This is a genomic window from Streptomyces sp. rh34, from assembly GCF_002551245.1.
Lineage (GTDB): Bacteria > Actinomycetota > Actinomycetes > Streptomycetales > Streptomycetaceae > Streptomyces.
On the sequence record NZ_NTGZ01000033.1, the window covers coordinates 18,803 to 42,353 of the forward strand.

The 23,551-nt window shown below is 71.7% G+C and carries 21 protein-coding genes and 1 pseudogene; 12 read left to right on the forward strand and 10 right to left on the reverse strand.

All coding sequences use genetic code 11. The features are described from left to right. Positions 1-77 precede the first annotated feature (77 nt). A complete protein-coding gene (locus tag CR470_RS09640; protein ID WP_097867152.1) occupies positions 78-2,207 on the forward strand; it encodes an ATP-binding SpoIIE family protein phosphatase in 2,130 nt (709 codons plus the stop codon). A 101-nt stretch (positions 2,208-2,308) separates the two neighbouring features. Here CR470_RS09640 and CR470_RS09645 read toward each other — a convergent pair whose 3' ends face one another. The 3 genes from CR470_RS09645 to CR470_RS09655 all read right to left on the reverse strand — a co-directional run bounded on the left by CR470_RS09645 (position 2,309) and on the right by CR470_RS09655 (position 5,166). After that, positions 2,309-3,451, reverse strand: coding sequence for an AI-2E family transporter (locus CR470_RS09645; protein WP_097867153.1), 1,143 nt, complete (start codon positions 3,449-3,451; stop codon positions 2,309-2,311). A 91-nt stretch (positions 3,452-3,542) separates the two neighbouring features. Then, positions 3,543-4,499 carry a pirin family protein gene (locus CR470_RS09650; RefSeq protein WP_097867154.1) on the reverse strand — a complete coding sequence of 319 codons (957 nt, stop codon included), beginning with the start codon at positions 4,497-4,499 and terminating at the stop codon, positions 3,543-3,545. Positions 4,500-4,698: 199 nt separating this feature from the next. Further along, positions 4,699-5,166: an SseB family protein gene (locus CR470_RS09655; protein WP_097867155.1), complete on the reverse strand. Its 468-nt coding sequence runs from the start codon at positions 5,164-5,166 to the stop codon at positions 4,699-4,701. Positions 5,167-5,333: 167 nt separating this feature from the next. Between CR470_RS09655 and CR470_RS09660 the strand changes: the two genes are divergently transcribed. The 6 genes and pseudogenes from CR470_RS09660 (at position 5,334) to CR470_RS09685 (ending at position 13,056) form a co-directional block, all read left to right on the forward strand. Next, complete coding sequence (locus CR470_RS09660) at positions 5,334-7,160, forward strand: acyl-CoA dehydrogenase (RefSeq protein WP_097867156.1); 1,827 nt, start codon at positions 5,334-5,336, stop codon at positions 7,158-7,160. A gap of 109 nt (positions 7,161-7,269) precedes the next feature. After that, positions 7,270-7,438: pseudogene (locus CR470_RS41130) on the forward strand (Uma2 family endonuclease); the annotation flags it as partial. A gap of 187 nt (positions 7,439-7,625) precedes the next feature. Next, entirely contained in the window at positions 7,626-8,924 is a 1,299-nt protein-coding gene (locus CR470_RS09670) for a M18 family aminopeptidase (RefSeq protein WP_097867172.1), read from the forward strand. A 101-nt stretch (positions 8,925-9,025) separates the two neighbouring features. After that, positions 9,026-9,247, forward strand: a complete 222-nt coding sequence (locus CR470_RS09675) for a DUF6458 family protein (RefSeq protein ID WP_097867157.1) — start codon at positions 9,026-9,028, stop codon at positions 9,245-9,247. 198 nt (positions 9,248-9,445) lie between these two features. Further along, positions 9,446-12,181 carry an AfsR/SARP family transcriptional regulator gene (locus CR470_RS09680; protein WP_097867158.1) on the forward strand — a complete coding sequence of 912 codons (2,736 nt, stop codon included), beginning with the start codon at positions 9,446-9,448 and terminating at the stop codon, positions 12,179-12,181. 164 nt (positions 12,182-12,345) lie between these two features. After that, on the forward strand, positions 12,346-13,056 hold the full coding sequence (locus CR470_RS09685) for a DUF4232 domain-containing protein (protein WP_097867159.1): 711 nt from the start codon (positions 12,346-12,348) through the stop codon (positions 13,054-13,056). A 73-nt stretch (positions 13,057-13,129) separates the two neighbouring features. On the opposite strand, the gene CR470_RS09690 is transcribed toward CR470_RS09685, so the two are convergent. Then, on the reverse strand, positions 13,130-14,947 hold the full coding sequence (locus CR470_RS09690) for an NHL domain-containing thioredoxin family protein (RefSeq protein WP_097867160.1): 1,818 nt from the start codon (positions 14,945-14,947) through the stop codon (positions 13,130-13,132). A 64-nt stretch (positions 14,948-15,011) separates the two neighbouring features. Between CR470_RS09690 and CR470_RS09695 the strand changes: the two genes are divergently transcribed. Beyond that, positions 15,012-15,503: an LURP-one-related/scramblase family protein gene (locus tag CR470_RS09695; protein WP_097867161.1), complete on the forward strand. Its 492-nt coding sequence runs from the start codon at positions 15,012-15,014 to the stop codon at positions 15,501-15,503. Positions 15,504-15,652: 149 nt separating this feature from the next. On the opposite strand, the gene CR470_RS09700 is transcribed toward CR470_RS09695, so the two are convergent. Both CR470_RS09700 and CR470_RS09705 read right to left on the reverse strand, forming a co-directional pair. Further along, complete coding sequence (locus tag CR470_RS09700; protein WP_097867162.1) at positions 15,653-16,039, reverse strand: hypothetical protein; 387 nt, start codon at positions 16,037-16,039, stop codon at positions 15,653-15,655. Between the two features lie 48 nt (positions 16,040-16,087). Further along, positions 16,088-16,879 (reverse strand): carbon-nitrogen family hydrolase, encoded by a 792-nt coding sequence (locus CR470_RS09705; protein WP_097867163.1) that lies wholly within the window; start codon positions 16,877-16,879, stop codon positions 16,088-16,090. Between the two features lie 221 nt (positions 16,880-17,100). Here CR470_RS09705 and CR470_RS09710 point away from each other — a divergent pair, with 221 nt between their 5' ends. After that, entirely contained in the window at positions 17,101-17,925 is an 825-nt protein-coding gene (locus CR470_RS09710) for a maleylpyruvate isomerase family mycothiol-dependent enzyme (RefSeq protein WP_097867164.1), read from the forward strand. An 83-nt stretch (positions 17,926-18,008) separates the two neighbouring features. Here the strand turns inward: CR470_RS09710 and CR470_RS09715 are convergent, their stop codons facing one another. Then, positions 18,009-19,316 (reverse strand): MFS transporter, encoded by a 1,308-nt coding sequence (locus CR470_RS09715; protein WP_097867165.1) that lies wholly within the window; start codon positions 19,314-19,316, stop codon positions 18,009-18,011. Continuing rightward, entirely contained in the window at positions 19,313-19,996 is a 684-nt protein-coding gene (locus tag CR470_RS09720; protein ID WP_097867173.1) for a GntR family transcriptional regulator, read from the reverse strand. Before CR470_RS09720 ends, CR470_RS09715 begins: the two co-directional genes overlap by 4 nt. A 127-nt stretch (positions 19,997-20,123) precedes the next feature. Between CR470_RS09720 and CR470_RS09725 the strand changes: the two genes are divergently transcribed. The 3 genes from CR470_RS09725 to CR470_RS09735 all read left to right on the forward strand — a co-directional run bounded on the left by CR470_RS09725 (position 20,124) and on the right by CR470_RS09735 (position 22,117). Continuing rightward, positions 20,124-20,459 (forward strand): ArsR/SmtB family transcription factor, encoded by a 336-nt coding sequence (locus CR470_RS09725; protein WP_097867166.1) that lies wholly within the window; start codon positions 20,124-20,126, stop codon positions 20,457-20,459. Further along, positions 20,459-21,133, forward strand: a complete 675-nt coding sequence (locus tag CR470_RS09730) for a cation diffusion facilitator family transporter (protein WP_097867167.1) — start codon at positions 20,459-20,461, stop codon at positions 21,131-21,133. The genes CR470_RS09725 and CR470_RS09730 overlap by 1 nt, the downstream gene beginning before the upstream one ends. A gap of 84 nt (positions 21,134-21,217) precedes the next feature. After that, positions 21,218-22,117 carry a D-alanyl-D-alanine carboxypeptidase family protein gene (locus CR470_RS09735; RefSeq protein ID WP_097867168.1) on the forward strand — a complete coding sequence of 300 codons (900 nt, stop codon included), beginning with the start codon at positions 21,218-21,220 and terminating at the stop codon, positions 22,115-22,117. 75 nt (positions 22,118-22,192) lie between these two features. Here CR470_RS09735 and CR470_RS09740 read toward each other — a convergent pair whose 3' ends face one another. Both CR470_RS09740 and CR470_RS09745 read right to left on the reverse strand, forming a co-directional pair. After that, positions 22,193-22,384: a DUF397 domain-containing protein gene (locus CR470_RS09740; RefSeq protein WP_097867169.1), complete on the reverse strand. Its 192-nt coding sequence runs from the start codon at positions 22,382-22,384 to the stop codon at positions 22,193-22,195. A 167-nt stretch (positions 22,385-22,551) separates the two neighbouring features. Beyond that, a partial coding sequence (locus tag CR470_RS09745; protein WP_097867170.1) for a dihydrolipoamide acetyltransferase family protein occupies positions 22,552-23,551 on the reverse strand: 1,000 nt, incomplete at its 5' end.

Consider the following 23,551-nt stretch of genomic DNA (forward strand, 5'->3'; position numbering starts at 1 on the left):
GCGGCCCCGGCCGGGTGCCGGAGCAGGCGGCGGACCCTCGGTGGCGTCCGCCGAGCACATCTTCCTAAAGTGGGGCAATGCGCACCGAGGAAGTCCTGGCCGCGATCGCGACGGGCCTGTGGCGCTGGGACAACGCAGCCGGCACGGTCACGCTCGACGCGGAGGCGGCCCGGCTGCTGGGGCTGCCCGCCGAGCCCGGCAGCTACCGGGAGTCCACGGTGCGCTCCCGTTTCCACCCGGTCGACTGGAACGAGATCTACGCGGTGGTGACCCTCGCGGTCGCCGAGGGCACCCTCGCCGAGGCGCGGCTGCGGATCGTGGACGAGCGCGGCCGGGTCCTCCGTACCGTGCGCAGCCGCTCCAAGCCGGTCGTCCCGCCGGACCGGGACGTCGGGAGCTATGTGCTCTTCGGCACGCTCCAGGAGGTCGCCGAGCCGCAGCCCGGCTCCACCGACGCCGCCCACACGCCGATCACCGGGGACTGGCGGCGGTCCCGGGAAGCGTTCCTGCTGGACGCCGGGCGGGCGCTGGCCGAGGCCCGGTCCACCGCGGAGGTGCTGCGGGTCGCCGGATCGCTCTCCATGCCAGGCTTCTCCCCGGACGGTCTCGCGGTGTTCGGTTCCGCCGGGGAGCGGCTGACGGTCATCGGGCACCACGGGCACAGCGCGGGGGACGACGAGCCCTTCACCGACATGCCCCTGGAGACCGACTACCCGGCCGCCGAGGTCGTCCGTACCGGCCGCGCGATCTACCTCCCCTCCCCCGACGAGTACCGCCGCCGCTACCCGGCCTCCTGGCCGCTCGCCCGGCGTTTCGGACGGCAGTCCTGGGCGTATCTGCCCCTGGTGTCCTCCGGCCGCACGATGGGGGCCTGGATGGCGGCGTTCCGGCATCCGGTGGCGTTCTCCCCGGACGAGCGCGCGGTGCTCTCGACGGTCGCCCGCATGCTCGCCCAGGCCCTGGCCCGTGCCGGGGTGGCCGAGACGGAACGCGAGCTGTCGCTCGGGCTCCAGCGCTCGATGATGCCGACCCTGGGTCCGGAGATCCCCGGCATGACGGTGGCCGCGCGGTACGTACCGACCGGCGGCGGGCTCCAGGTGGGCGGCGACTGGTACGACATGATCCCGCTGCCCAACGGCCGCATCGCCCTGGTCATCGGCGACGTCCAGGGCCACGACGTGCGGGCCGCCGGGCTGATGGGCCAGCTCCGCATCGCCCTGCGCGCCTACGCCTCCGAGGGGCATCGCCCGGACGCCGTGCTCTCCCGGGCCTCGCGCTTCCTGTCCGGGCTCACCGACGCGTACGAGAGCGTCGAGGGCGACGCGGAACCCGCGACGCCGCGCTTCGCGACCTGCCTGTACGCGGAGGTGGACCCGGAGGCCGGAACCCTGGACATCGCCCGCGCGGGCCACCCCGACCCGGTGGTGATCAGCGCCGACGGGACCGCGGTGATCCGGCAGACGGCCGGCGGGCTGCCGCTGGGGATCGAGACGGACTCCGACTACCCCACCACCCGGGTGGTCCTGGAGCCCGGCGAGACGATCATGCTCTGCACGGACGGTCTCATCGAGACCGGCGGGCATGACATGGCCACCGGCTGGGACCGGCTGCGCCCGGTCCTGGAGGAGCCCGCCGAGGACCTGGAACAGCTGGCCGACGCCCTGGTCCAGGCCGTGCACGGGCCGACCTCGCATTACACGACGGGGCCGCTCGCGGACCGGCGGGAGGACGACATCGCGGTCCTGGTGCTGCGGCGCGAGAGCATCTCCGCCCGGGAGACGCCGCCCCGCCGCAGCGTCATGACCATCGCGCAGGCCGAGCCCGAGCGGATCTCGGTCGGCCGGCAGCTCGTGCGCGAACTGCTGCACGACTGGAGCGATCCCGAGCAGGTCGACTCGGCGGTCCTGATGGTCTCCGAGATGGCCACCAACGTGCTCGTCCACACGGACGGGGACGCGCTGATGGTGGCGGAGGTCTCCGGTGAACAGGGGGAGCGGCGGCTGCGCGTCGAGGTCGCCGACGCCAGCGACGAACTGCCGCACAAGAGGCGGCCGGGCGAGATGGCGTCCAGCGGGCGGGGTCTGGTGCTGATGGAGATGCTGGCGGACGCGTGGGGGGTGGATCCGCGCGGGGAGGGGAAGTCGATCTGGTTCGAGCTGTACGAATCGGACGAGCCGGGGGAGTTGGCGGAGGCCGCGGCCTCCTGAGCCCCTGAGGCCCCCGCACCTCTCGCGGCCCTGGCGCTCCCCGGCCCTCTCGGCCCTGGCGTCCGGAGCCCTCGGGCCCGCCCCCCGTAACGGTTCCGTCCTCAAACGCCGGACGGGCTGGGATGACTGCCGACCGGGCCGGGACCACCGCCTGGCCGACCGGGGTCAGGATCGCCGGGAACGCCGCCGGGCGGCCCGGAAGAAGGCCCGAAGCCGTTTCGCAGCTCGCCCAGGACCCCGAAGGCCGCCGCGCACAGGGGCACGGCCAGCAGCATGCCGAGCAGGCCCGCCACGCTCGCCCCCGCCGTCAGCGCGATCATGATCATGGCAGGGTGCATCTGGACCGTACGGCTCTGGATCATCGGCTGGAGCACATGGCCCTCCAGCACCTGGACCGCGAGGACCACCCCCAGGACCCACAGGGCGATCACGAACCCCCGGTCGGCCAACGCCACCAGCACCGCCACCGCGCCGGAGAGAAACGCCCCGAGGTACGGGATGTACGCGCCGACGAACACGAGCGCGCCGAGCCCCACCGCGCCGGGAACGTCCAGGATCAGCAGGCCCACCGTGATGCACACGGCGTCGATCAGGGCGATGAACGTGGTGCCGCGCATGAAGCCCTCGACGGCCTCGAACGCCCGGCGGCCCATGGCCTCCACCAGGTCCCCGGTGCCGCGCGGGGCCACCGAGTGGGCCAGGTTCACCGCCCGGTCCGAATCGCGCAGGAAGAAGAAGGTCAGCAGCAGGGCCAGCACACTGGTCGCCACCAGCGAACCGACCAGGCTGATGCCGCTGAGCAGACCGCCCGCCGCGCTCGCCCCGAACTTCTCGAACAGGTTCTTCGCGTTGTCGGCCAGGTCGTCGACGTCCGTGGCCCCGGCGATGTCCAGATGGTCCACGACCCACTGGCCGGCGTCCTTCAGCGAGTCGACGATCTGGGCACCGGAGTCGACGAGGGCGGTGACGACGATGTATCCGGCGCCCCCGACCACCGCGACGAGGGCCGCGCAGGTCAGCCCCGCGGCCAGCGACCGGTTGAGCCTGCGGGCGATGAGCCACCGGTGGACGGGTCCGAGCAGCGCGGTGCCGAGCAGGGCGAGCAGCACCGGGGTGACCGCGGTCTTGAGGACGACGACCAGCCAGATCGCGACGGCGGCGACACCCACGACGAGCAGGACGACACCGCACCAGGCGGCCGCGCGGCGGGCGCTCTCGGGGAGGAGGGGCTTGGGTGCGGGCACCCTCCCACCCGATCACGGTGTGCTGCGGCCGGCCCGTCCGCCGCCCCCGTACGGGTGACGGGGAGTCACCTGACGGAAGCGGCGGGATGGGTCACATGCCGTGGACCGCGGGGACCGTGCCCAGGCGGCCGGCCTGGAAGTCCTCGAAGGCCTGCTTCAGCTCGGCCTGACTGTTCATCACGAACGGCCCGTAGTGCGCCATCGGCTCCCGGATCGGGCGGCCCCCGAGCAGGACGACCTCCAGGTCCGGGGTGTTGCCGTCCTGCCGCTCGTCCGCGCGGACGGTCAGCGAGCCGCCGGCCCCGAACACCGCGGTCTGCCCCGTCGTGACGGGGCGGCGCTCCGCGCCGACCGAGCCGCGCCCGGCCAGGACGTAGGCGAGGCCGTTGAAGTCCTCGCGCCACGGCAGAGTCACCTCGGCGCCGGGCCGGACGGTGGCGTGGATCATCGTGATCGGGGTGTGGGTGATGCCAGGACCCTCGTGCCCGCCGAGTTCACCGGCGATGACCCGGAGCAGCGCGCCGCCGTCGGGGGAGGCGAGCAGCTGGACCTCGCCGCCGCGGATGTCCTGGTAGCGCGGGGCCATCATCTTGTCGGCCTTGGGCAGGTTCACCCAGAGCTGGAGGCCGTGGAAGAGTCCGCCGGACATGACGAGCGACTCCGGCGGGGCCTCGATGTGCAGCAGGCCCGACCCGGCGGTCATCCACTGGGTGTCGCCGTTCTCGATGGTGCCGCCGCCACCGTTGGAGTCCTGGTGGATGAAGGTCCCGTCGATCAGGTACGTGACCGTCTCGAAGCCGCGGTGCGGGTGCCAGGGGGTGCCCTTCGGCTCGCCTGCGGCGTACTCCACCTCACCCATCTGGTCCATCATGATGAACGGGTCGAGGTGCCGGTAGTTGATCCCCGCGAACGCGCGGCGGACGGGGAAACCCTCACCCTCGAATCCGCTCGGCGCGGTCGTGACGGCGAGGACGGGACGGGCTGCGGCGTCACCCGAAGCGGCCACCTTGGGCAGGGTCAGCGGGTTGTCGACGGTCACTGCGGGCATGGAAGCCACCTCCGGGCGAGTGTTCTGCGATCAATTTAGTTGAATGATGAACATCTCGCAAGGCGTCACGCATTCCCGGGTGACCGCACCGGTGGGCCCACCCGTGAACCCGACAGCGAAAAGGGCCCGCGCCACCCCTGGCACGGACCCGTATCCGAACGACGAAACAGCAGGTCAGCGACCCACCAGGACGTCACGACTACCCGTACATACGGCGCATCGCGAAGTCGACCATCTGCTCGACGGCCTTGGCGTCGAAGACCATCCGGTGATCACCCTCCATGTCCAGGACGAAGCCGTAGCCCGTCGGCAGCAGGTCGATCACCTCGGCCCCGGTGATCACGAAGAACTTGGACTCCTTGCCCGCGTACAGCCGCAGCTCCTTGAGCGTGGTGAACATCGGGATCACCGGCTGCTGCGTGTTGTGCAGCGCCAGGAAACCCGGGTTGTCGCCGCGCGGGCAGTAGACCTTCGACGTGGCGAAGATCTGCTGGAAGTCCTCGGCGGAGAGGGAGCCGGTGGTGAAGGCCCGTACCGCGTCGGCCAGGGAGGGCGGCGACGGTTCCGGATACAGCGGCTGCTCCCCGTAGCCGCCGCCCATCTGACCCATCTGGCCCATCTGACCCATCTGCTGCTGAGCACCAGGGTTCTGGTCGTAGCCGTACATGCTGCAAAGAGTAATCGGACACATCTGCGGCTTGAGGGGTTGCACCTTATTACTGACGGGTAGCATCATCGTAGAGGTCAGCTGATAGACCTACGCCCGCCTGTCGCCCGACCCGCATCACTCCCCGGGGCGCTGTGCGCCACTGCTATTGATTACGGAGCCTTCCCATGGGGCACTACAAGTCGAATCTCCGCGACATCGAGTTCAACCTCTTCGAGGTCCTCGGGCGCGACAAGGTGTACGGCACCGGTCCGTTCGGTGAGATGGACGTCGACACCGCGAAGAGCATCCTGGACGAGATCGCACGCCTCGCGGAGAACGAGCTCGCCGACTCCTACGCCGACGCCGACCGCAACCCGCCGGTCTTCGACCCGGAGACCAGGACCGCCCCGGTCCCGGCGAGCTTCAAGAAGTCGTACCAGGCCTTCATGGACTCCGAGTACTGGCGCCTGGGTCTTCCCGAGGAGATCGGCGGCACCACGTCGCCCCGCTCCCTGATCTGGGGCTACGCGGAGCTGCTGCTCGGCGCGAACCCGGCCGTGTGGATGTACTCCTCCGGTCCGGCGTTCGCCGGCATCCTCTTCGACGAGGGCAACGAGGAGCAGAAGAAGATCGCGGAGATCGCCGTCGAGAAGCAGTGGGGCTCGACGATGGTGCTGACCGAGCCGGACGCCGGCTCCGACGTCGGCGCCGGCCGGACGAAGGCCGTGCGGCAGGAGGACGGCTCCTGGCACATCGAGGGTGTGAAGCGTTTCATCACCTCGGGCGAGCACGACATGTCCGAGAACATCCTCCACTACGTGCTGGCCCGCCCCGAGGGCGCGGGACCCGGCACCAAGGGCCTCTCGCTCTTCATGGTCCCGAAGTTCCACTTCGACTGGACCACCGGCGAGCTGGGCGAGCGCAACGGCGTGTACGCGACGAACGTCGAACACAAGATGGGCCTCAAGGCCTCCAACACCTGCGAGATGACGTTCGGCGACCAGCACCCCGCCAAGGGCTGGCTGATCGGCGACAAGCACGACGGCATCCGCCAGATGTTCCGCATCATCGAGTTCGCCCGCATGATGGTCGGCACGAAGGCCATCGCCGCCCTCTCCGCGGGCTACCTGAACGCGCTGGAGTACGCCAAGGAGCGCGTCCAGGGTCCGGACCTGGCGAACTTCATGGACAAGTCGGCGCCCAAGGTCACCATCACGCACCACCCCGACGTGCGCCGCTCGCTGATGACGCAGAAGGCGTACGCCGAGGGCATGCGCTCCCTCGTGCTGTACACCGCCTCCGTCCAGGACGCGATCCAGGAGCAGGAGGCCGCGGGCGAGGACGCCAAGGCGCTCAACGGCCTCAACGACCTGCTGCTGCCGATCGTGAAGGGCTACGGCTCCGAGAAGTCCTACGAGCAGCTCGCGCAGTCGCTCCAGACCTTCGGCGGCTCCGGCTACCTCCAGGAGTACCCGGTCGAGCAGTACATCCGGGACGCCAAGATCGACACCCTCTACGAGGGCACCACGGCGATCCAGGGCCAGGACTTCTTCTTCCGGAAGATCGTCCGCGACCAGGGCGCCTCGCTCAACACGCTCTCCGAGGAGATCAAGAAGTTCCTCGCGGGCGCCCACGGCAACGAGGAGCTGGCCCCGGCGCTGGACTCGCTCGCCAAGGCCGCCGTGGATCTGGAGGCGATCGTCGGCACGATGATCACCGACCTCACCGCGACCGGCGAGGACGTCAAGAACATCTACAAGGTGGGCCTCAACACGACCCGCCTGCTGATGGCCTCCGGCGATGTCGTCGTCGGCTACCTGCTGCTCAAGGGCGCTGCCGTGGCGGCCGAGAAGCTGCCGACCGCCTCCGCCAAGGACGTCCCCTTCTACCAGGGCAAGATCGCCGCCGCGAAGTTCTTCGCCGCGAACGTCCTGCCGGGCGTCTCGACCGAGCGCGCGCTCGCCGAGGCGGTCGACAACTCGCTGATGGAGCTGGACGAGGCCGCGTTCTAAAGAATCGCTCACCTGTTTCGTCAAAACGCGCCGCCGCCCGGACTTCGTTCGGGCGGCGGCGCTGTCGTATCAGCTGGCTACGCTGAGTGCACGGCCCAGAATCCCGTCCATGGGGAAATCCGTGGCCGCCACCGGGGCGCCGTCCGACTCGTCGCACCGCCAGTCGGACGGTTCCAGGTGGCCGCTCCCGCCGCCGGGCGGCTACACCTTGGACGAGTTCTTCACGCTCGACCTCCCGCCGCACACCGAGCTGATCGACGGGAGCCTGGTTCTCGTCCGTCATCACCTACGAACCCGACCCGGTCAACAAGACGTACGTCTCCACCGGCGTCCACCACGACCGGCTCAAGCTCTCCGCCCCGTACGACGTCGACATCGACCTGACCTCGATCGACGGGCTGTAGGGGCGACCGAACTCCCCGGTCACCGGATACCGAACCCCGAGTCCTCGTTACAGTGAAGAACATGAGTTCCCCTCTCCGGTTCGACCGCGCGCACACCGATGACCTGATGACCTTCCTGGCGGCCAGCCCGTCCCCGTACCACGCCGTGGCGAACGCCGCCGGGCGCCTGGAGGAGGCCGGCTTCCGGCAGGTCGAGGAGACCGCCGCCTGGGACGCGTCGGCCGGCGGGAAGTACGTGCTGCGCGGCGGGGCGATCATCGCCTGGTACGTGCCGGAGGGCGCGTCCGCGCACACCCCGTTCCGGATCGCGGGGGCGCACACCGACTCCCCGAACCTGCGGGTGAAGCCGCTGCCCGACACCGGGGCGCACGGCTGGCGCCAGATCGCCGTCGAGGTCTACGGCGGCACCCTGCTGAACACCTGGCTCGACCGGGACCTGGGCCTGGCCGGGCGGATCTCGCTGCGGGACGGCACCCACCGGCTGGTCAACATCGACCGGGCGCTGCTGCGGGTGCCGCAGCTGGCCGTGCACCTGGACCGGTCGGCCAACACCGAGGGGCTCAAGCTCGACCGGCAGAAGCACATGCAGCCGATCTGGGGGCTCGGCGACGTCGAGGAGGGCGACCTGATCCGTTTCGTCGCCGGGGAGGCGGGTGTCGACGCGGCGGACGTCACCGGCTGGGACCTGATGCCGCACGCCATCGAGCCGCCCTCCTACCTGGGCCGGGACCGGGAGCTGGTGGCCGGGCCCCGGATGGACAACCTCCTCTCGGTGCACGCCGCGACCGCCGCGCTGGCCGCCGTCGCCGGGCAGAACGACGCCGACATCCCGTACATCCCGGTGCTCGCGGCCTTCGACCACGAGGAGAACGGCTCCCAGTCCGACACCGGGGCCGACGGGCCGCTGCTGGGCTCGGTGCTGGAGCGCTCGGTGTTCGCGCGCGGCGGCACGTACGAGGACCGCGCCCGCGCCTTCGCCGGCACGGTCTGCCTCTCCTCCGACACCGGCCACGCCGTGCACCCCAACTACGCGGAGCGGCACGACCCGACGCACCACCCGGTCGCCAACGGCGGGCCGATCCTCAAGGTCAACGTCAACATGCGGTACGCCACCGACGGCAGCGGCCGTGCGGTGTTCGCCGCGGCCTGCGAGAAGGCGGGCGTGCCGTGGCAGAGCTTCGTGTCGAACAACGCGATGCCCTGCGGTACCACGATCGGACCGATCACCGCGGCCCGGCACGGCATCCAGACCGTGGACATCGGCGTGGCGATCCTCTCGATGCACAGCGCGCGGGAGCTGTGCGGCGCCGACGACCCGTATCTGCTGGCGAACGCGCTCACCTCGTTCCTGGCGGGCTGACCCGCCCGCACAACCGCCCTCGCACACATGGTTGTTGCCGGGCCGGGTACGCGGTCCGTACACCGGCCCGGACTCACCGGGCGGTCGAGGAGGCGGAATTCATGGGACTCGGAGGATGCATTCTCCTGATCGGTGGGGGCGCGATCCTGGCGTTCGCCACCGACTGGCAGATGGACACCGTCAACGTCGACCTGGTCGGCTGGATCATGATGCTCGTCGGCCTCGTGGGGGTCTTCGTCTACATGAGCATCGCGCGGCGCCGCCGTATGGTCGTGCCGCCCACCACCACCGTCGTCTCGGACGACGAGCACCGCTACCGCTGACGGTCCCCGCGACGACCGGTCCGTGTGGACGGCAGGTCCGCGTGGACGGCCGGCCCGCGCGACGACCGTCCCGCGCAGAGGGCCGGAAGCCGTCACCGGGTCGGCCGGCTCTGCGCGGGGCCTGCGGAATCCCCGATATTCTGGGCAGGATCCCGCGCCCCCACCGTGGGTGCGTCCCGCCCGGAAGGGGAGCCGCCCGTGGAGTTCCGGCTGCTCGGCACGGTCTCCGTCGAAACGCTCACCGGGCCCCTGCCCCTGGGGCCGGCCAAACGGCGCAGTCTGCTCGCCGCTCTGCTGCTGTCCGCCAACACACCCGTCTCCGTCGGGCGGTTGACGGACTGTCTGTGGGACGACGAGCCGCCGTCCCAGGCCCGTGGCGTCATCCAGGGGCACGTATCCCGGCTGCGCGCCCTGCTGGCGGGCGCGGACGCGGAGGCGTACGGGGTGGAGCTGGCCACCGTCGGCGACGCCTACGTGCTGCGCGCCCCGGAGACACTGCTGGACTCACAGCGGTTCGAGGAACTGCTGACGCTGGCACGGGAGCAGCGCGGTCCCGCCGACGCCGTGCTGATGCTCAAGGAGGCCCTGTCCCTGTGGCAGGGCCCCGCGCTCAGCGGGGCGTTCGCCGGCCCGCCGCTCCGGGTGGCCGCGCACTCCCTGGAGGAATCGCGGCTGGCGACGGTCGAGCAGCTGTCCCGCGCGTACGGGGCGCTCGGGGAGCACCACCGGGCCGCCGCCCTGTTGACGGCGGAGACGGCGGCGCATCCGCTGCGCGAGTCGCTGGCCGCGGAGCTGATGCTGGCGCTGTTCCGGGCGGGGCGCCAGTCGGAGGCCCTGGACCGCTTCCACCGTACGAGGCGGCTTCTCGCCGACGAGCTGGGCATCGACCCGGGGCATGAGCTCGCCGACGCCTACGCGCTGATCCTGCGCGGCGCCCCGGGGCCGCCCGCGGGCGCCACCCCGCCGGAGGCCTCCGGGCCCTCACCCGCCGCCGTGCCGCCGCCCGCCGGCGAACCGCACCCCGTCGACCTGCTGCCCCGTGCGCCCCGCGGCTTCCACGGGCGCGCCACCGAACTGGCCGCGCTCAGCCGGTCGGCGGCGGGCGAGGCGCCCGTCTGTCTGGTCACCGGTCCTGCCGGGGTCGGCAAGACCGCGCTGGCCCTCCAGTGGGCGCACCGCTCCCCCGCGCTCTTCCCGGACGGGCGGCTCTTCGCCGATCTGCGCGGGTTCAGCGCGGCCGGGGAACCCGCGCTCATCGACGTCCTGCGGGAGTTCCTGCTCGCGCTCGGCGTCTCCCCGCGCCGCGTTCCGGAGTCCGTGCCGGCCGCCGCCGCGCTGTTCCGCTCGCTGACCGCCCGGCGCAGGCTGCTGGTGGTCCTGGACAACGCGCGCGACTCCGCCACCGTCAGGACGCTGCTGCCGGGCGGTGCCGACTGCGTCACGCTGGTCACCAGCCGCCACCGGCTGGAGGGGCTCATCGCCTCGGACGCCGCCCGGCCGGTCCCGCTCGACACCCTGGAGACCGACGACGGCACGGCGCTGCTCGCCGGAGTGCTGGGGGAGGAGCGGGTCCTCGCCGAACCGGTGGCGGCCCGCCGGCTCTCCGAGCTGTGCGGCGGACTGCCCCTCGCCCTGCGCGTCACCGCGGCCCGCCTGGCGGGACGTCCCCGCTGGACGCTGGCCGCGCTCGCCGGAGAGCTGGCCGACGAGCGCGGCCGGCTGGCGTATCTCGACGTGGACGACACCGGGGTCGCCGCCGCGCTGCGGCTCACCGTCCAGCATCTGCCGCCCGGGGCCGTCCACCAGCTGGCGCGGCTCGGCCACCACCCGGGCGGCCGTTACGACCCGTACGCGGCGGCCGCGCTCGCGGGGACGGACCCGGTCACCGCGAGGGCGGCGCTGGAGCAACTGGCCGCCGCCCACCTCGTCACCGAGACCGCCCCCGGGCGCTGGGTCCTGCACGACCTGGTGCGCCTCTACGCCCGGAGCCTGGACCCGGCGTCCGCGCGCGAGGCCCTGATCGGCGTGCTCGACCACTGCATCGCCACCGCACTGGCCGCCGCCGACACGGCGGAGCCCGGCGGCGAACCCTGCTTCGTGCTCCCGGAGGACTACCGCCGGCCCAGCGCCGTACGGGACTTCGCCGACCGTGCGGAGGCGATGCGCTGGCTGGCCACCGAGCGAGAGGACCTGGCGCTGACCGCGCTCGCGGCCCGGGAGGCGGGGCTCGACGACCGGGCCTGGCGGATCATTCTGCTCCAGTGGCCGCAGATGGTCTGGCGGGCACGGGACAGCTGGTCCCCGTTGCTGGAACTGGCCCTGGAGTCGGCTCGCGCCGAGAAGGACGCCTACGCGGAGTCGAGGGTGCTCGCGCTGCTGGGCTGGGTGCTGACGGAGGAGGGCCGCACCACCGAGGCCGTCGCCCTGCTGGAGCGCTCGCCGGCGTTGGCCCGGGAGGCCGGGGACCCGCTGGGCGAGGCGACCGCTCTGATCAACCTGGCGATCGTCCAGGCCGAGCTGGGCTCCCTCCCCACCGCGGTGGAGAACTGCGCACGCGCCGTCGCACTGGCGCGCCGGGAGGGCGACCGGCACACGGAGATGCTCGCGCTCCAGCACCTCGCCCGGATGCACCTGACCGCGCACCGCCCCGAGGAGGCTCTCGCCTGTGCCCGGGCCGGGCTCGATCTCGGACCCGAGCACGAGGAGGCGGCGCGCCGTTCCCTGCTGCTGGCCGTCTGCGGCGAGGCCCACCTGGCCCTGGGCGAGGAGGAGGACGGCGTACGGCTGCTGGACCGGGCCGCGCAGGAGGCGGAGCGGGCCGGCTACGACGAGGGGGCCGTACGGTCCCTGGCGGCGCTGCTGCGGGTGTCCGCACGGGCGGATTTCCGACGGCGGCACGACGAGGCGCTGCGACGGATCGCCGCGGAGAGCTGAGCGGAGCGGGCGTCCGGCGCGGCCCCGCCCTGCCCGACGTCAGCAGGACGTCAGCGGGACGGCAGCGATACGTGAGCGGCGGCGGGCAGAGTCGTTCCTGTCAGCAGCTCGGAGGCGACGTCTCGACCGGGCGTTCGCCTCGCCTTCTCCTCGGGGGATCCTCCATGCGCACCTTCCGCAACCGCACCACCGTCCTGGCCGCCGCGACCGCGGCGGCTCTCGCTCTCACGCTCACCGCCTGCGGTGACGACGGCACCGGAACCCGGTCGGAGGGCCCGGCGACGAGCGACTCCGCGACCGTCGCCGCGTCGGCCGCCGAGTCCGGGAAGGCCGCCGACGACGCTGCGGAGACCGGCACGACGGGATCCACCGGCGGCGGCACCGGAACCGCGCAGGCCGCAGGCGCGGCCAAGAGCTCCGAAACCGCCGGCGGCACGTCCGCCGGGGCCTCCGCCCCTCTCTGCACGGCGAAGGGTCTGACGATCACCGCCGAGCGTCAGGACGGCCCGCCCTACACCCACCTCACGCTGAGCGCGAAGAACACCTCCGGCGCCGGCTGTGAGATGAGGGAGTACCCGCACATCCACTTCCTGGACAACGCGCGGGGCATCGTCCCGCCCGTCGCCAAGAGCAAGCCGGAGGCCCCGGTGATCCTGGAGCCCGGCCAGTCCGCTTACGTCGCGGTGCGCATGTCCGAGGGCGGCCGGAAGGAGAGCACCGAGACGGTGAAGGAGTTCACGGTCACACTGAAGGCCAACGGCGGCGGCATGGCGGTGGTGCAGTCCCCCGCCCCCGAGGGCCTCTCCGTCAACCCGCAGAAGTGGGCGACGGGTTACTGGACCACGGAGCTGCGCAACGGCGCCGACGACTTCTAGGCAGAGCGGGCGGGCCGCCCGTGCCGACAGACGGCCGGACGGCCGGCCGCCTGTCGGACCCCCTCCGGGCCCCTCAGCCCTGCTCGTCCATGCCCGCCAGCACCAGCGGCAGCCGGGGCGTTCCCTCCGCGGTCACGCGGACGGGGACGCCCCAGTCCTGTTGGTGCACATGGCAGGCCGGGTACTCGTTGGCCGGGTCGTCGTCGCAGGACGCCGCCATCGCGGAGACGTGGAGCACGCCTTCGGTGACCCCGTCCGCGAGGACCAGGTCGCGCCCGAGGTCCGTCCCCGCGCCGGAGCCCTCCGCCAGCAGCTCGGGCGGGGTCGCGGAGACCAGCAGCCGGGTCGAGGGGCCGTAGCGGGTGTCCAGCTTCTGGCCCGCGGGCGCCTGGAAGACGACGTCGAGGCGGAGGGTGCCCGGGGCGATCTCGGTCGCGGCCCGCTGGGTGCGGTGCGCCCGGTCGGCGACCCGGACCGCCTCCTCCGGCAGCCGGAGCCGGGTCAGCCGGTGGCGGGCCGACTCGACGACGACCAGATCGCCGTCGACCAGCACCGCGTCGCTGGGCTCGCGGACATCGGTGGCCAGGGTGGTGACCTCGCCGGAGGCGGGGTCGTACCGGCGCAGGGCGTGGTTGTACGTGTCGCTGATCGCGACCGACCCGTCGGGCAGCGCGGTCACGCCGAGCGGATGCTGGAGGAGCGCCTGCTCGGCGGCCCCGTCGCGGTGGCCGAAGTCGAAGAGGCCGGTGCCGACGGCGGTGCGGACGTGCTCATCGCGGTCGACCCAGCGCAGCGCGGAGGTCTCCGAGTCGGCGACCCAGAGCCGCTCGCCGTCGGCGGAGACGGCGAGCCCGGACGGCTGGGCGAACCAGGCCTCGGCGGCCGGCCCGTCGACCAGGCCCTCGTTGGTGGTCCCGGCGGCGACGCGTACGGTCGCGCTCTCCGGGTCGTACGTCCACAGCTGGTGCACGCCCGCCATGGCGATCCACAGCCGGTCGCCGAACCAGGCGACGTCCCACGGCGAGGAGAGGTCCACCTCGCGCGCCGGACCACTGGTCGCGGTCCCCTGCCACCACTGGCGGCCGGTCCCGGCGAGGGTGCTGGTCACTCCGGTCGTGAGGTCCAGGGCGCGGATGGCGTGGTTGACGGTGTCCGCGACGGCGATCCGGCCGTCGGGCAGCGCGGCGAGCCCCTGCGGCTCGCTGAACCGGGCCGTCTCCGGGCCGCCGTCGTTCAGGCCGCGTTCGCCCGTGCCGAAGTGGCGGCGTACGGTCTCGCCGTCGGCGTCCAGCTCGACGAGGCGGTGCCGGGTGGTGTCGGAGACCAGGAATCCCCCGTCCGGCAGGAGCAGCGCCTTGCCGGGGAAGCGCAGATGCGTGGCGACGGGCTCGGGCGCGACGTAGGGGCCGTCACCGCGGCGCAGCGTGCCCTTGGCCCCGTGCTCGGCCTCCAGCTCCTCGACGAGCTTCTCGATGGCGTGCGCGTGGCCCTCGCCCGCGTGCTGGGCGACCACGTAGCCCTCGGGGTCGATCACGACGAGCGTCGGCCAGGCCCGTACGGCGTACTGCTTCCAGGTGGCCAGTTCGGGGTCGTCGAGGACGGGGTGGTGGACCTCGTAGCGCTCGACTGCGTCGACGACGGCCTGGTGCTCGGCCTCGTGGACGAACTTGGGCGAGTGGACTCCGATGATCACCACGGTGTCGCGGTGCTTCTCCTCCAGCTCGCGCAGCTCGTCCAGGACATGCAGACAGTTCACACAGCAGAACGTCCAGAAGTCGAGGATGACGATGCGCCCTCGCAGGTCAGCGAGGGTGTACTGCTGGTCGCCTGTATTGAGCCAGCCGCCCCTGCCGATGAGTTCGGGGGCGCGGACGCGTGCACGTGATGCCATGCCACCAGTCAACACCGTGACCGCCTGCGCGCATTCCGCCGGACCCCGGGGGAACCTGTGACGCATGAGACTTCTCGTACGTGAGCGGCTGTTCGCCATCGGCGACGACTACTGGATCGAGGACGACGGGGGCCACAAGGTCTTCCTGGTCGACGGCAAGGCGATGCGGCTGCGTGACACCTTCGAGCTGAAGGACGCCGACGGCCGGGTCCTGGTCGAACTGCGGCAGAAGCTGATCAGCCTGCGCGACACGATGCTCATCGAGCGGGACGGCGAGGAGCTGGCCAAGGTCAAGCGCAAGCGGCTGTCGCTGCTCCGCAACCACTACCGGGTGACGCTGGTGGACGGCACGGAGCTGGACGTCAGCGGCAGGATCCTGGACCGCGAGTTCGCCATCGAGTACGACGGCGAGCTGCTGGCCCAGGTCTCGCGCCGCTGGCTGACCCTCCGGGACACGTACGGCATCGACGTCGTCCGGGACGACGCCGACACCGCGCTGCTCATCGCGGTGTCGATGTGCGTGATCGTGCTGGCGGACAAGGAGAACGAGGACTGAGCGCCCTGCACGCTCGCGAGGACTGAGCGCCTGCACCCACGGGGGCTCGGCTCCTGCCCGCGCGCGGGAGTTCGGTGTTTCACGTGAAACGTGGAGCCCGGGTTCTCGGACGGGTTCTCGGACGGGTTCTCGGACGGTCGGGGTTCGGCTCACCCCGCTTGTCGCGCGGCCGCCCGCCGGTCCGCCTGGACGAAGGCCGCCGCCGTGAGGGCCACGGTGGTCGCGAAGGAAACCGCGAGCGTCGGGTTGAGCCAGGAGGGGACGACCCGACTGGTGAAGTGCCCGCCGTCGGTGGTGCGGCACAGGACGTGCACCGGGAGGTAGCGCACCTCGTGCGTCTCCACGTGAGCGCCTTCCGGCAGGTTGGGCGCGTACACGCACTGGTGCATGGGCGTCGAGTTCGTTCCCGACCCGACCTCGCTGACCGTGAAACCCACGAGGAGGAGGCCGAAGAGGTAGAGGACGACCGTGACCGAGGCGGCGAAGATCGCCGTTCCACGGAGCGACGTCGATTCGGAACCGCCCGGTTCAGCCATGGCGCTCACTGTAGACAGGGCGTCCCGGCCGCCCGCATCGAGCCGCCCTCAGAGCGGCGGCGCGAGCCCCAGCCGACGGTCCTTCAGGGCCGGGAACTGCTCCCGGGTCGTGCGCACCTTCGCCGGGTCCAGCTCGACGGTGAGGACCTCCTCGTCCGCGCCCGCCCGGGCCAGCACCTCGCCCCAGGGGTCGACGACGATGCTGTGCCCGGCCTGCTGGACATCGGCGTGGGTGCCCGCCGTGCCGACGGCCAGGACGTACGCCTGGTTCTCCACGGCACGGGCCTGCGCCAGGAGCGTCCAGTGGGAGCGCCTGCGCTCGGGCCAGCCCGCCGCGACGACCAGCGTCTCGGCGCCCGCGTCGACGAGCCCCCGGAACTGCTCCGGGAAGCGCAGGTCGTAACAGGTGGCGAGGCCCAGGGTGGTGTCCGGCAGGGCGACGGTCACCAGCTCCTCGCCCGCGCCCATCATCACCGCCTCGCCCCGGTCGAAGCCGAAGCGGTGGATCTTGCGGTAGACAGCCGTGCGCTCGCCCTGGGGCGAGAAGACCAGGCTGGTGTTGTAAAGGGTGCCGTCGTCCGCCCGCTCGACGAAGGAACCGGCGTGCAGCCAGGCCCCGGCCTCGGCGGCGGCCTTCGCCATCACCTTGTGCGTCGGGCCCTCCAACGGCTCTGCCTCCGCCTCGAATGCGGTGTAGGCGAACGCCCCGACCGGCCACAGTTCAGGAAGAACCACCAGGTCAGCACCGTGCTGGGCGACCACCATCGAGGCCGCCCGCGCCCTGCGGGCATCGACGGATTCGTCCGGGTCCACTGCGATCTGGATGAGGGAGGCGCGCACACTACCACCGTCCTGGCATTCGAGCCGTCAACACAGGCCTACGATCGTCACACGAAAGCACTGCCGGGGTGCCTGCTTGCAGCGTAACTTGGACCCACCGCCGGTGGGTCCGGCGGTCGAACCTCCACGCAGCTCGCCGACAGCGCCGTCAGTGCCAGCCCACCCGCCAGCACTCCCTGCTCTCTCCAGCCCATGCACCGCAGAACCGCACGAGGGGTCCCGTGACCGTCCATCCCAGCCTCCAGCCCTACACCGACGCCGCGACCCACTCCATCGAGGCGATAGCCGAGCTGGTGAAGCCCCTCGCCGAGGGCGAGTGGAACCGCCGAACGCCCTGCCCGGGATGGTCGGTGCGCGACATCGTGTCGCACGTCATCGGCATGGAGTGCGAGATGCTCGGCGATCCCCGGCCGATCCACACCCTGCCGCGCGACCTCTACCACGTGCAGAGCGACTTCGCCCGCTACATGGAGATGCAGGTCGACGTCCGGCGGCACCACACCGCCCCGGAGATCACCTCCGAGCTGGAGTACGTCCTCATCCGCCGGGCCCGCCAGATCCGCAACGAGTCGCGCGGCCCCGAGACCAAGGTCCGCGCGCCGCTGGGCGCGGAGCAGACCCTCGAAGCAGCGCTGAACCTGCGGGCCTTCGACGTCTGGGTGCACGAGCAGGACCTGCGCGCCACGCTCGGGCAGCCCGGCAACCTGGACTCCCCCGGCGCCCTGATCACCCGGGACATGCTGCTCGCCGGGCTGCCGAAGGTGGTCGCCAAGAAGGCGGGCGCGCCCGCGAATTCGGCGGTCGTCTTCGACGTGCACGGGCCGGTGGAGTTCCTGCGGACGGTACGGGTCGACGCGGAGGGCCGCGGTTCGGTGGACGGCGCGCCCTCGCTGGGCCCCGCCGTGACACTGTCGCTGGACTGGGAGACGTACGTCCGGCTCGCCTGCGGCCGGGTCCGCCACACGGCCGTCGCCGACCGGATCAAGGTCGAGGGCGACCAGGAGCTGGCCACCGCGATCCTGGACAACTTCGCCGTGACCCCGTGACCCCGTAGCACCGTCCCCGCGCCCCGGCGGCGCCCGTCCCGGACCATGGGCGACGGGCGCGCCACCGCGCGCGAAGGAGACGGCTACGCCGGTACGTGCACGGCCTCGACGCGGCTCACCACGTGGTGCTCGCGTTCCCTGAGCGCCGCCCGGCGGCGCAGCCGCAGGATCTGGGTGACGCCGAGCGCCTCCAGGACGAAGACCGAGGCGAACGCGATGCGGTAGTTGTCGCCCGTGGCGTCCAGCAGGACCCCGACGGCGAACAGGGTGGTCATCGAGGCGATGAACCCTCCCATGTTGACGATGCCCGAGGCGGTTCCCTGACGTTCGGGCGGATTGGCCGGCCGAGCGAAGTCGAAGCCGACCATCGAGGCCGGTCCGCAGGTGCCGAGCACCACGCACAGGGCGACCAGCAGCCACATCGGCGTGCGGTCGGCCGGGTAGAGGATCGCGGACGCCCAGAGCAGGGCCGTCGTCGCCACCGTGCCCAGCGCGATCGGGACCCGCGCCTCGTGGTGGCGGGCGATGATCTGCCCGTAGACGAGCCCCACCACCATGTTGGACAGCACCACCAGGGTGAGCAGCGTGCCCGCCGTGCCCCGGCTCAGCCCCTGCGCCTCGACCAGGAACGGCATCCCCCACAGCAGCAGGAACACCATCGCCGGGAACTGGGTGGTGAAGTGCACCCACATGCCCAGCCGGGTCCCCGGCTCCCGCCAGGCGGCGGCGATCTGCCGACGGACGTACGCGGCCCCGGCGTGCTCGGCGGGCGGCGGCTCGTGGCCTTCGGGGTGGTCCTTGAGGAACAGCAGGAGCGGCACCAGCACCACGACACCGGCCAGCGAGCTGCCGACGAACGTCGCGGTCCAGCCGTAGCTGTGCAGGGCCCGCGCGATGAACAGCGTCGAGACGAGGTTGCCCGCCATCCCGAACAGCGCCGCGACCTGGCCGATCAGCGGTCCGCGCCGGGCCGGGAACCAGCGGCTGCCGAGCCGCAGCACGCTGATGAACGTCATCGCGTCGCCGCAGCCGAGCAGCGCGCGGGCCGCCAGCGCCATGCCGTACGAGGGGGAGAGCGCGAAGCCGAGCTGCCCGACGGTGAACAGGACGGCCCCGATCGTGAGGACCTTCTTGGTGCCGAGCCGGTCGACCATCAGGCCGACGGGTATCTGCATGCCCGCGTAGACGAGGAGCTGGAGGATCGAGAACGTGGACAGCGCGGAGGCGTTGACGTCGAACCGGTCGGCGGCGTCGAGTCCGGCGACGCCCAGGCTCGTACGGAAGATGATCGCGACAAAGTAGACGGCGACCCCGATGCCCCAGACCCAGGCGGCACTCCGGCCACCGGGTGGATCACCGGGAAGGGAGAGCGTGGGGGCGGCCGAACTCACCGGTCCTCCCCCCGCACCAGCACCCGCACCCGGCTGACATGGCGGCGCACGACCAGGGCCGCCCCGTCGGCGTCCCCGGCCCGGATCGCCTCCAGCAGCTCACCGTGCTCGGTGATGTTGGCCTCGATCCTGCCCGGGTGGGCCTCCATCACCGCGACACCCATCCGCAGCTGACGGTCGCGCAGCTGGTCGTAGAGGCGCGAGAGGATCTCGTTGCCGGCGTTCTTCACGATCTCGGCGTGGAAACAGCGGTCCTTGACGGCCACCGCGGCCAGATCGCCGTCCTCGGCCAACTGCCGCTGCTCATCCAGGAGCTGCTCCAGCCGGGCGATCAACTGCGGAGACGCGGGCACCGCCTTGCGCGCGGCGAACTCCTCGACCAGCAGCCGGGTCTCCACCACGTCCTTGATCTCCTGCGCGGAGACGGCGAGCACGAGGGCGCCCTTCTTCGGGTAGAGCTTGATCAGCCCCTCGACCTCCAGCCGCAGCAACGCCTCGCGCACCGGCGTCCGGGAGACGCCGACCGCGTCCGCGAGATCCCCCTCGGTGAGCAGGGTCCCGCCCTCGTAGCGGCGGTCCAGGACGGCTTCCTTGATGTGCGTGTACACGCGCTCGGCGGCGGGCGGGCGCTTCAGGGAGGAGGTCGGCGGCTGTACGGGGGCGGAGGGCGCGGCAGGCATGCGCACAGCATAGATACAACATGCACGCATGTCGGCCCCCGTCCGGATTCTGGACCTCCGACGAGCGGCCGAAAGAACGATCAGTTCAGGATCTCCTGAATTCAGGATCTGCTGTACTGTCTCCCCCATGCTGACCGTCGCTTCCGACATCGAGGTCCTCGCACGCTTCGGCCGCGCGCTCGCCGACCCGATCCGCTGCCGCCTGCTGCTCGCGCTCCGTGAGGCGCCGGCCTACCCCTCCGACCTCGCCGACGCCCTGGGCATCTCCCGCACCCGGCTCTCCAACCACCTGGCCTGCCTGCGCGACTGCGGCCTCGTCGTCACCGTGCCGGACGGCCGCCGGACGCGCTACGAACTGGCCGACGAACGCCTCGGCAGCGCACTGGACGACCTGCGCTCCGCAGTGGTGGCCGTCGAGTCGGACCGCACCTGCCCGGACGCGGAGACGAAGGACTGCTGCTGATGGCCACGCTCTCCCTCGGCCCCTCCCCGGCCCGCCGGGACGCGCTCGCCCGCCGGATACGGCTGCTGGTCGCGGTCACCATCGCCTACAACGTCGTCGAGGCGGCGGTCGCCCTCACCGCCGGAACCATGGCCTCCTCCAGCGCCCTGATCGGCTTCGGCCTGGACTCCGTCATCGAGGTCTCCTCCGCCGCCGCGGTCGCCTGGCAGTTCTCCGCCCGGGAGCACGCGGTGCGCGAGAGCCGGGAGAGGACGGCACTCCGGATCATCTCCGTATCGTTCTTCGCGCTCGCCGCGTACGTCGCCGTCGACGCGGCCCGAGCGCTGACCGGGACCGGCGAGGCCGAACCGTCCCCCCTCGGCATCGTCATCGCCGCGCTCTCGCTGGCGGTCATGCCGTTCCTCTCGGCCGCCCAGCGGCGCGCGGGACGCGAGATCGGGTCCGCCTCCGCCGTCGCGGACTCGAAGCAGACCCTGCTGTGCACGTACCTCTCCGCCGTACTGCTGGTCGGGCTGCTCCTCAACGCGACGCTCGGCTGGTCCTGGGCCGACCCCGTCGCCGCCCTGACCATCGCCGTCATCGCGGCCAAGGAGGGCCGCGAGGCCTGGCGGGGCAAGGGCTGCTGCGCCCCGACGACTCATGGTCAAGCCTGCGCAAATTCACCCGATCAGTAACACATCCATTGCCCCGCCTCAGGAGTCTCACCTCCGAGCGGCACCCTTATGTGGCCGCATATCAGGGGCATTTGGAGCGTTCAGTTGAATATCCGCATCAAGCGCATCAATCGCGTCACCGTCACGGCCACCGTGACCCTCACCGCCGGTGCGGTGCTCGCGGGCAGCGCCTTCGCCTCCACGGCGCACGCCGCCACTCCGCCGACTCCGAAGATCGTCGCCAAGGGCGGCTTCGTGATGAACAACGGCACCGGCAAGACCCTCTTCACCAAGTCCGCGGACACCCGCCGTTCCACGGGCTCCACCACCAAGATCATGACGGCACTGGTGGTCCTGTCGCAGAAGAACGTGAACCTGAAGTCCAAGGTCACGGTCCAGAAGGCGTACAGCGACTACATCGTCAAGAAGAACGCCTCGTCCGCCCGGCTCATCGTCGGCGACAAGCCCACCGTGGGCCAGCTCCTCTACGGCCTGATGCTCCCCTCCGGCTGCGACGCGGCGTACGCCCTGGCCGACAAGTTCGGCTCCGGCAAGACCCGTGCGGCCCGCGTGAAGTCGTTCATCGGCAAGATGAACGCCACGGCGAAGAGCCTCAAGCTGAAGAACACCCGCTTCGACTCGTTCGACGGCATAGGGGGTGGCAACAACTACTCGACCCCCCGTGACCTGACGAAGATCGCCAGCAAGGCGATGAAGAACTCCACGTTCCGCTCGATCGTCAAGACCAAGTCGACGAAGCAGAAGGTGACCACGAAGAGCGGCGGCTACCGCTACATGTCGTGGAGCAACACCAACAAGATGCTCAGCAGCTACAGCGGCGACATCGGCGTCAAGACCGGCTCCGGTCCGACCGCCAAGTACTGCCTGGTCTTCGCCGCGACCCGCAAGGGCAAGACGGTCATCGGCACGGTGCTGACGTCGTCCTCCGAGGCGAACCGCACCGCCGACGCGAAGAAGCTGATGGACTACGGCTTCAAGAAGTAGGCCGCCCGCGTTGTACGGCGAAGGGGCCCGGCCCGCACGGTGTGTGCGGGCCGGGCCCCTTCGCGTCGCCGAGGCTTACGGCTGCCGGCGGCGCAGGTCGGCCGTGAAGGCGTCCCAGGCGGCGGGTGCGAGGGTGAGGACGGGGCCGCCGAGGTGTTTGGAGTCGCGGACGGCGACGGTGCGGGGGATGGTGCGGGCGACCTCGACGCACTCCTGCCCAGCGTTGCCGCCGCTGTAGCTGGACTTGACGAATTCGTACGCGGGCACGGGGCCTACAACTCCTGGCTCCTGATCGTCGCGCAGCTCGCCGACGACTGGGGCGTCGAGCCGCTCACGGTGGGGAAGACCGTGTTCGCCGAAATCGCCGTGCGGTGAGGGCCGGGCATGCCGGTGGGCCCGTACGGAGAAACGTACGGGCCCACCGGAATAAGCAGCTACGCCCAGGTGATCAGGCGCTTCGGCTGCTCCAGGATCGCCGCCACATCGGCCAGCACCTTGGAGCCCAGCTCGCCGTCGACCAGGCGGTGGTCGAACGACAGGGCCAGCGTGGTGACCTGACGCGGCTTCACCTTGCCCTTGTGGACCCACGGCTGGAGCTTGATCGCGCCGACCGCCAGGATCGCGGACTCGCCCGGGTTGAGGATCGGCGTGCCGGTGTCGACGCCGAAGACGCCGACGTTGGTGATGGTCACCGTGCCGCCCGCCATCGCCGCCGGGGACGTCTTGCCGTCCCGGGCCGTGGCGACCAGCTCGCCCAGGGCCGCCGCGAGCTGCGGCAGCGTCTTGTCGTGCGCGTCCTTGATGTTCGGCACGATCAGACCGCGCGGGGTGGCCGCCGCGATGCCCAGGTTCACGTAGTGCTTCTGCACGATCTCCTGGTTGGCCTCGTCCCAGGCGGCGTTGACCTCGGGGTTCCGCTTGATCGCGACGAGGAGGGCCTTGGCGATGATCAGGAGCGGGTTGACCCGCACCCCCGCCATGTCCTTGTCCTCCTTGAGCTCGGCCACGAGCTTCATCGTGCGCGTCACGTCGACCGTGACGAACTCGGTGACGTGCGGCGCGGTGAACGCGCTGCCCACCATCGCCTGCGCGATGGCCTTGCGGACGCCCTTGACCGGGATACGGGTCTCCCGGGCGGAGGCGGGGACGTCGGCTGCTGCCGGAGCCTCGGCGGTCACCGGTGCGGGCGCCGGCGTAACCGGGGCCACCTCGGAGGCCGCGGCCGGAGCCGCCGCCGCGTGGACGTCCTCGCGGGTGATGACGCCGTCCTTGCCCGTCGGCACCACCGTCGCGAGGTCGATGCCCAGGTCCTTGGCGAGCTTGCGGACCGGCGGCTTGGCGAGCGGACGGCCGCCGGCCGGAGCATCGGCCACGGCCACGGGCGCGGGAGCGGGAGCGGCGGGTGCCGCGTGCCCGTTCAGCTCGGCCTGCACC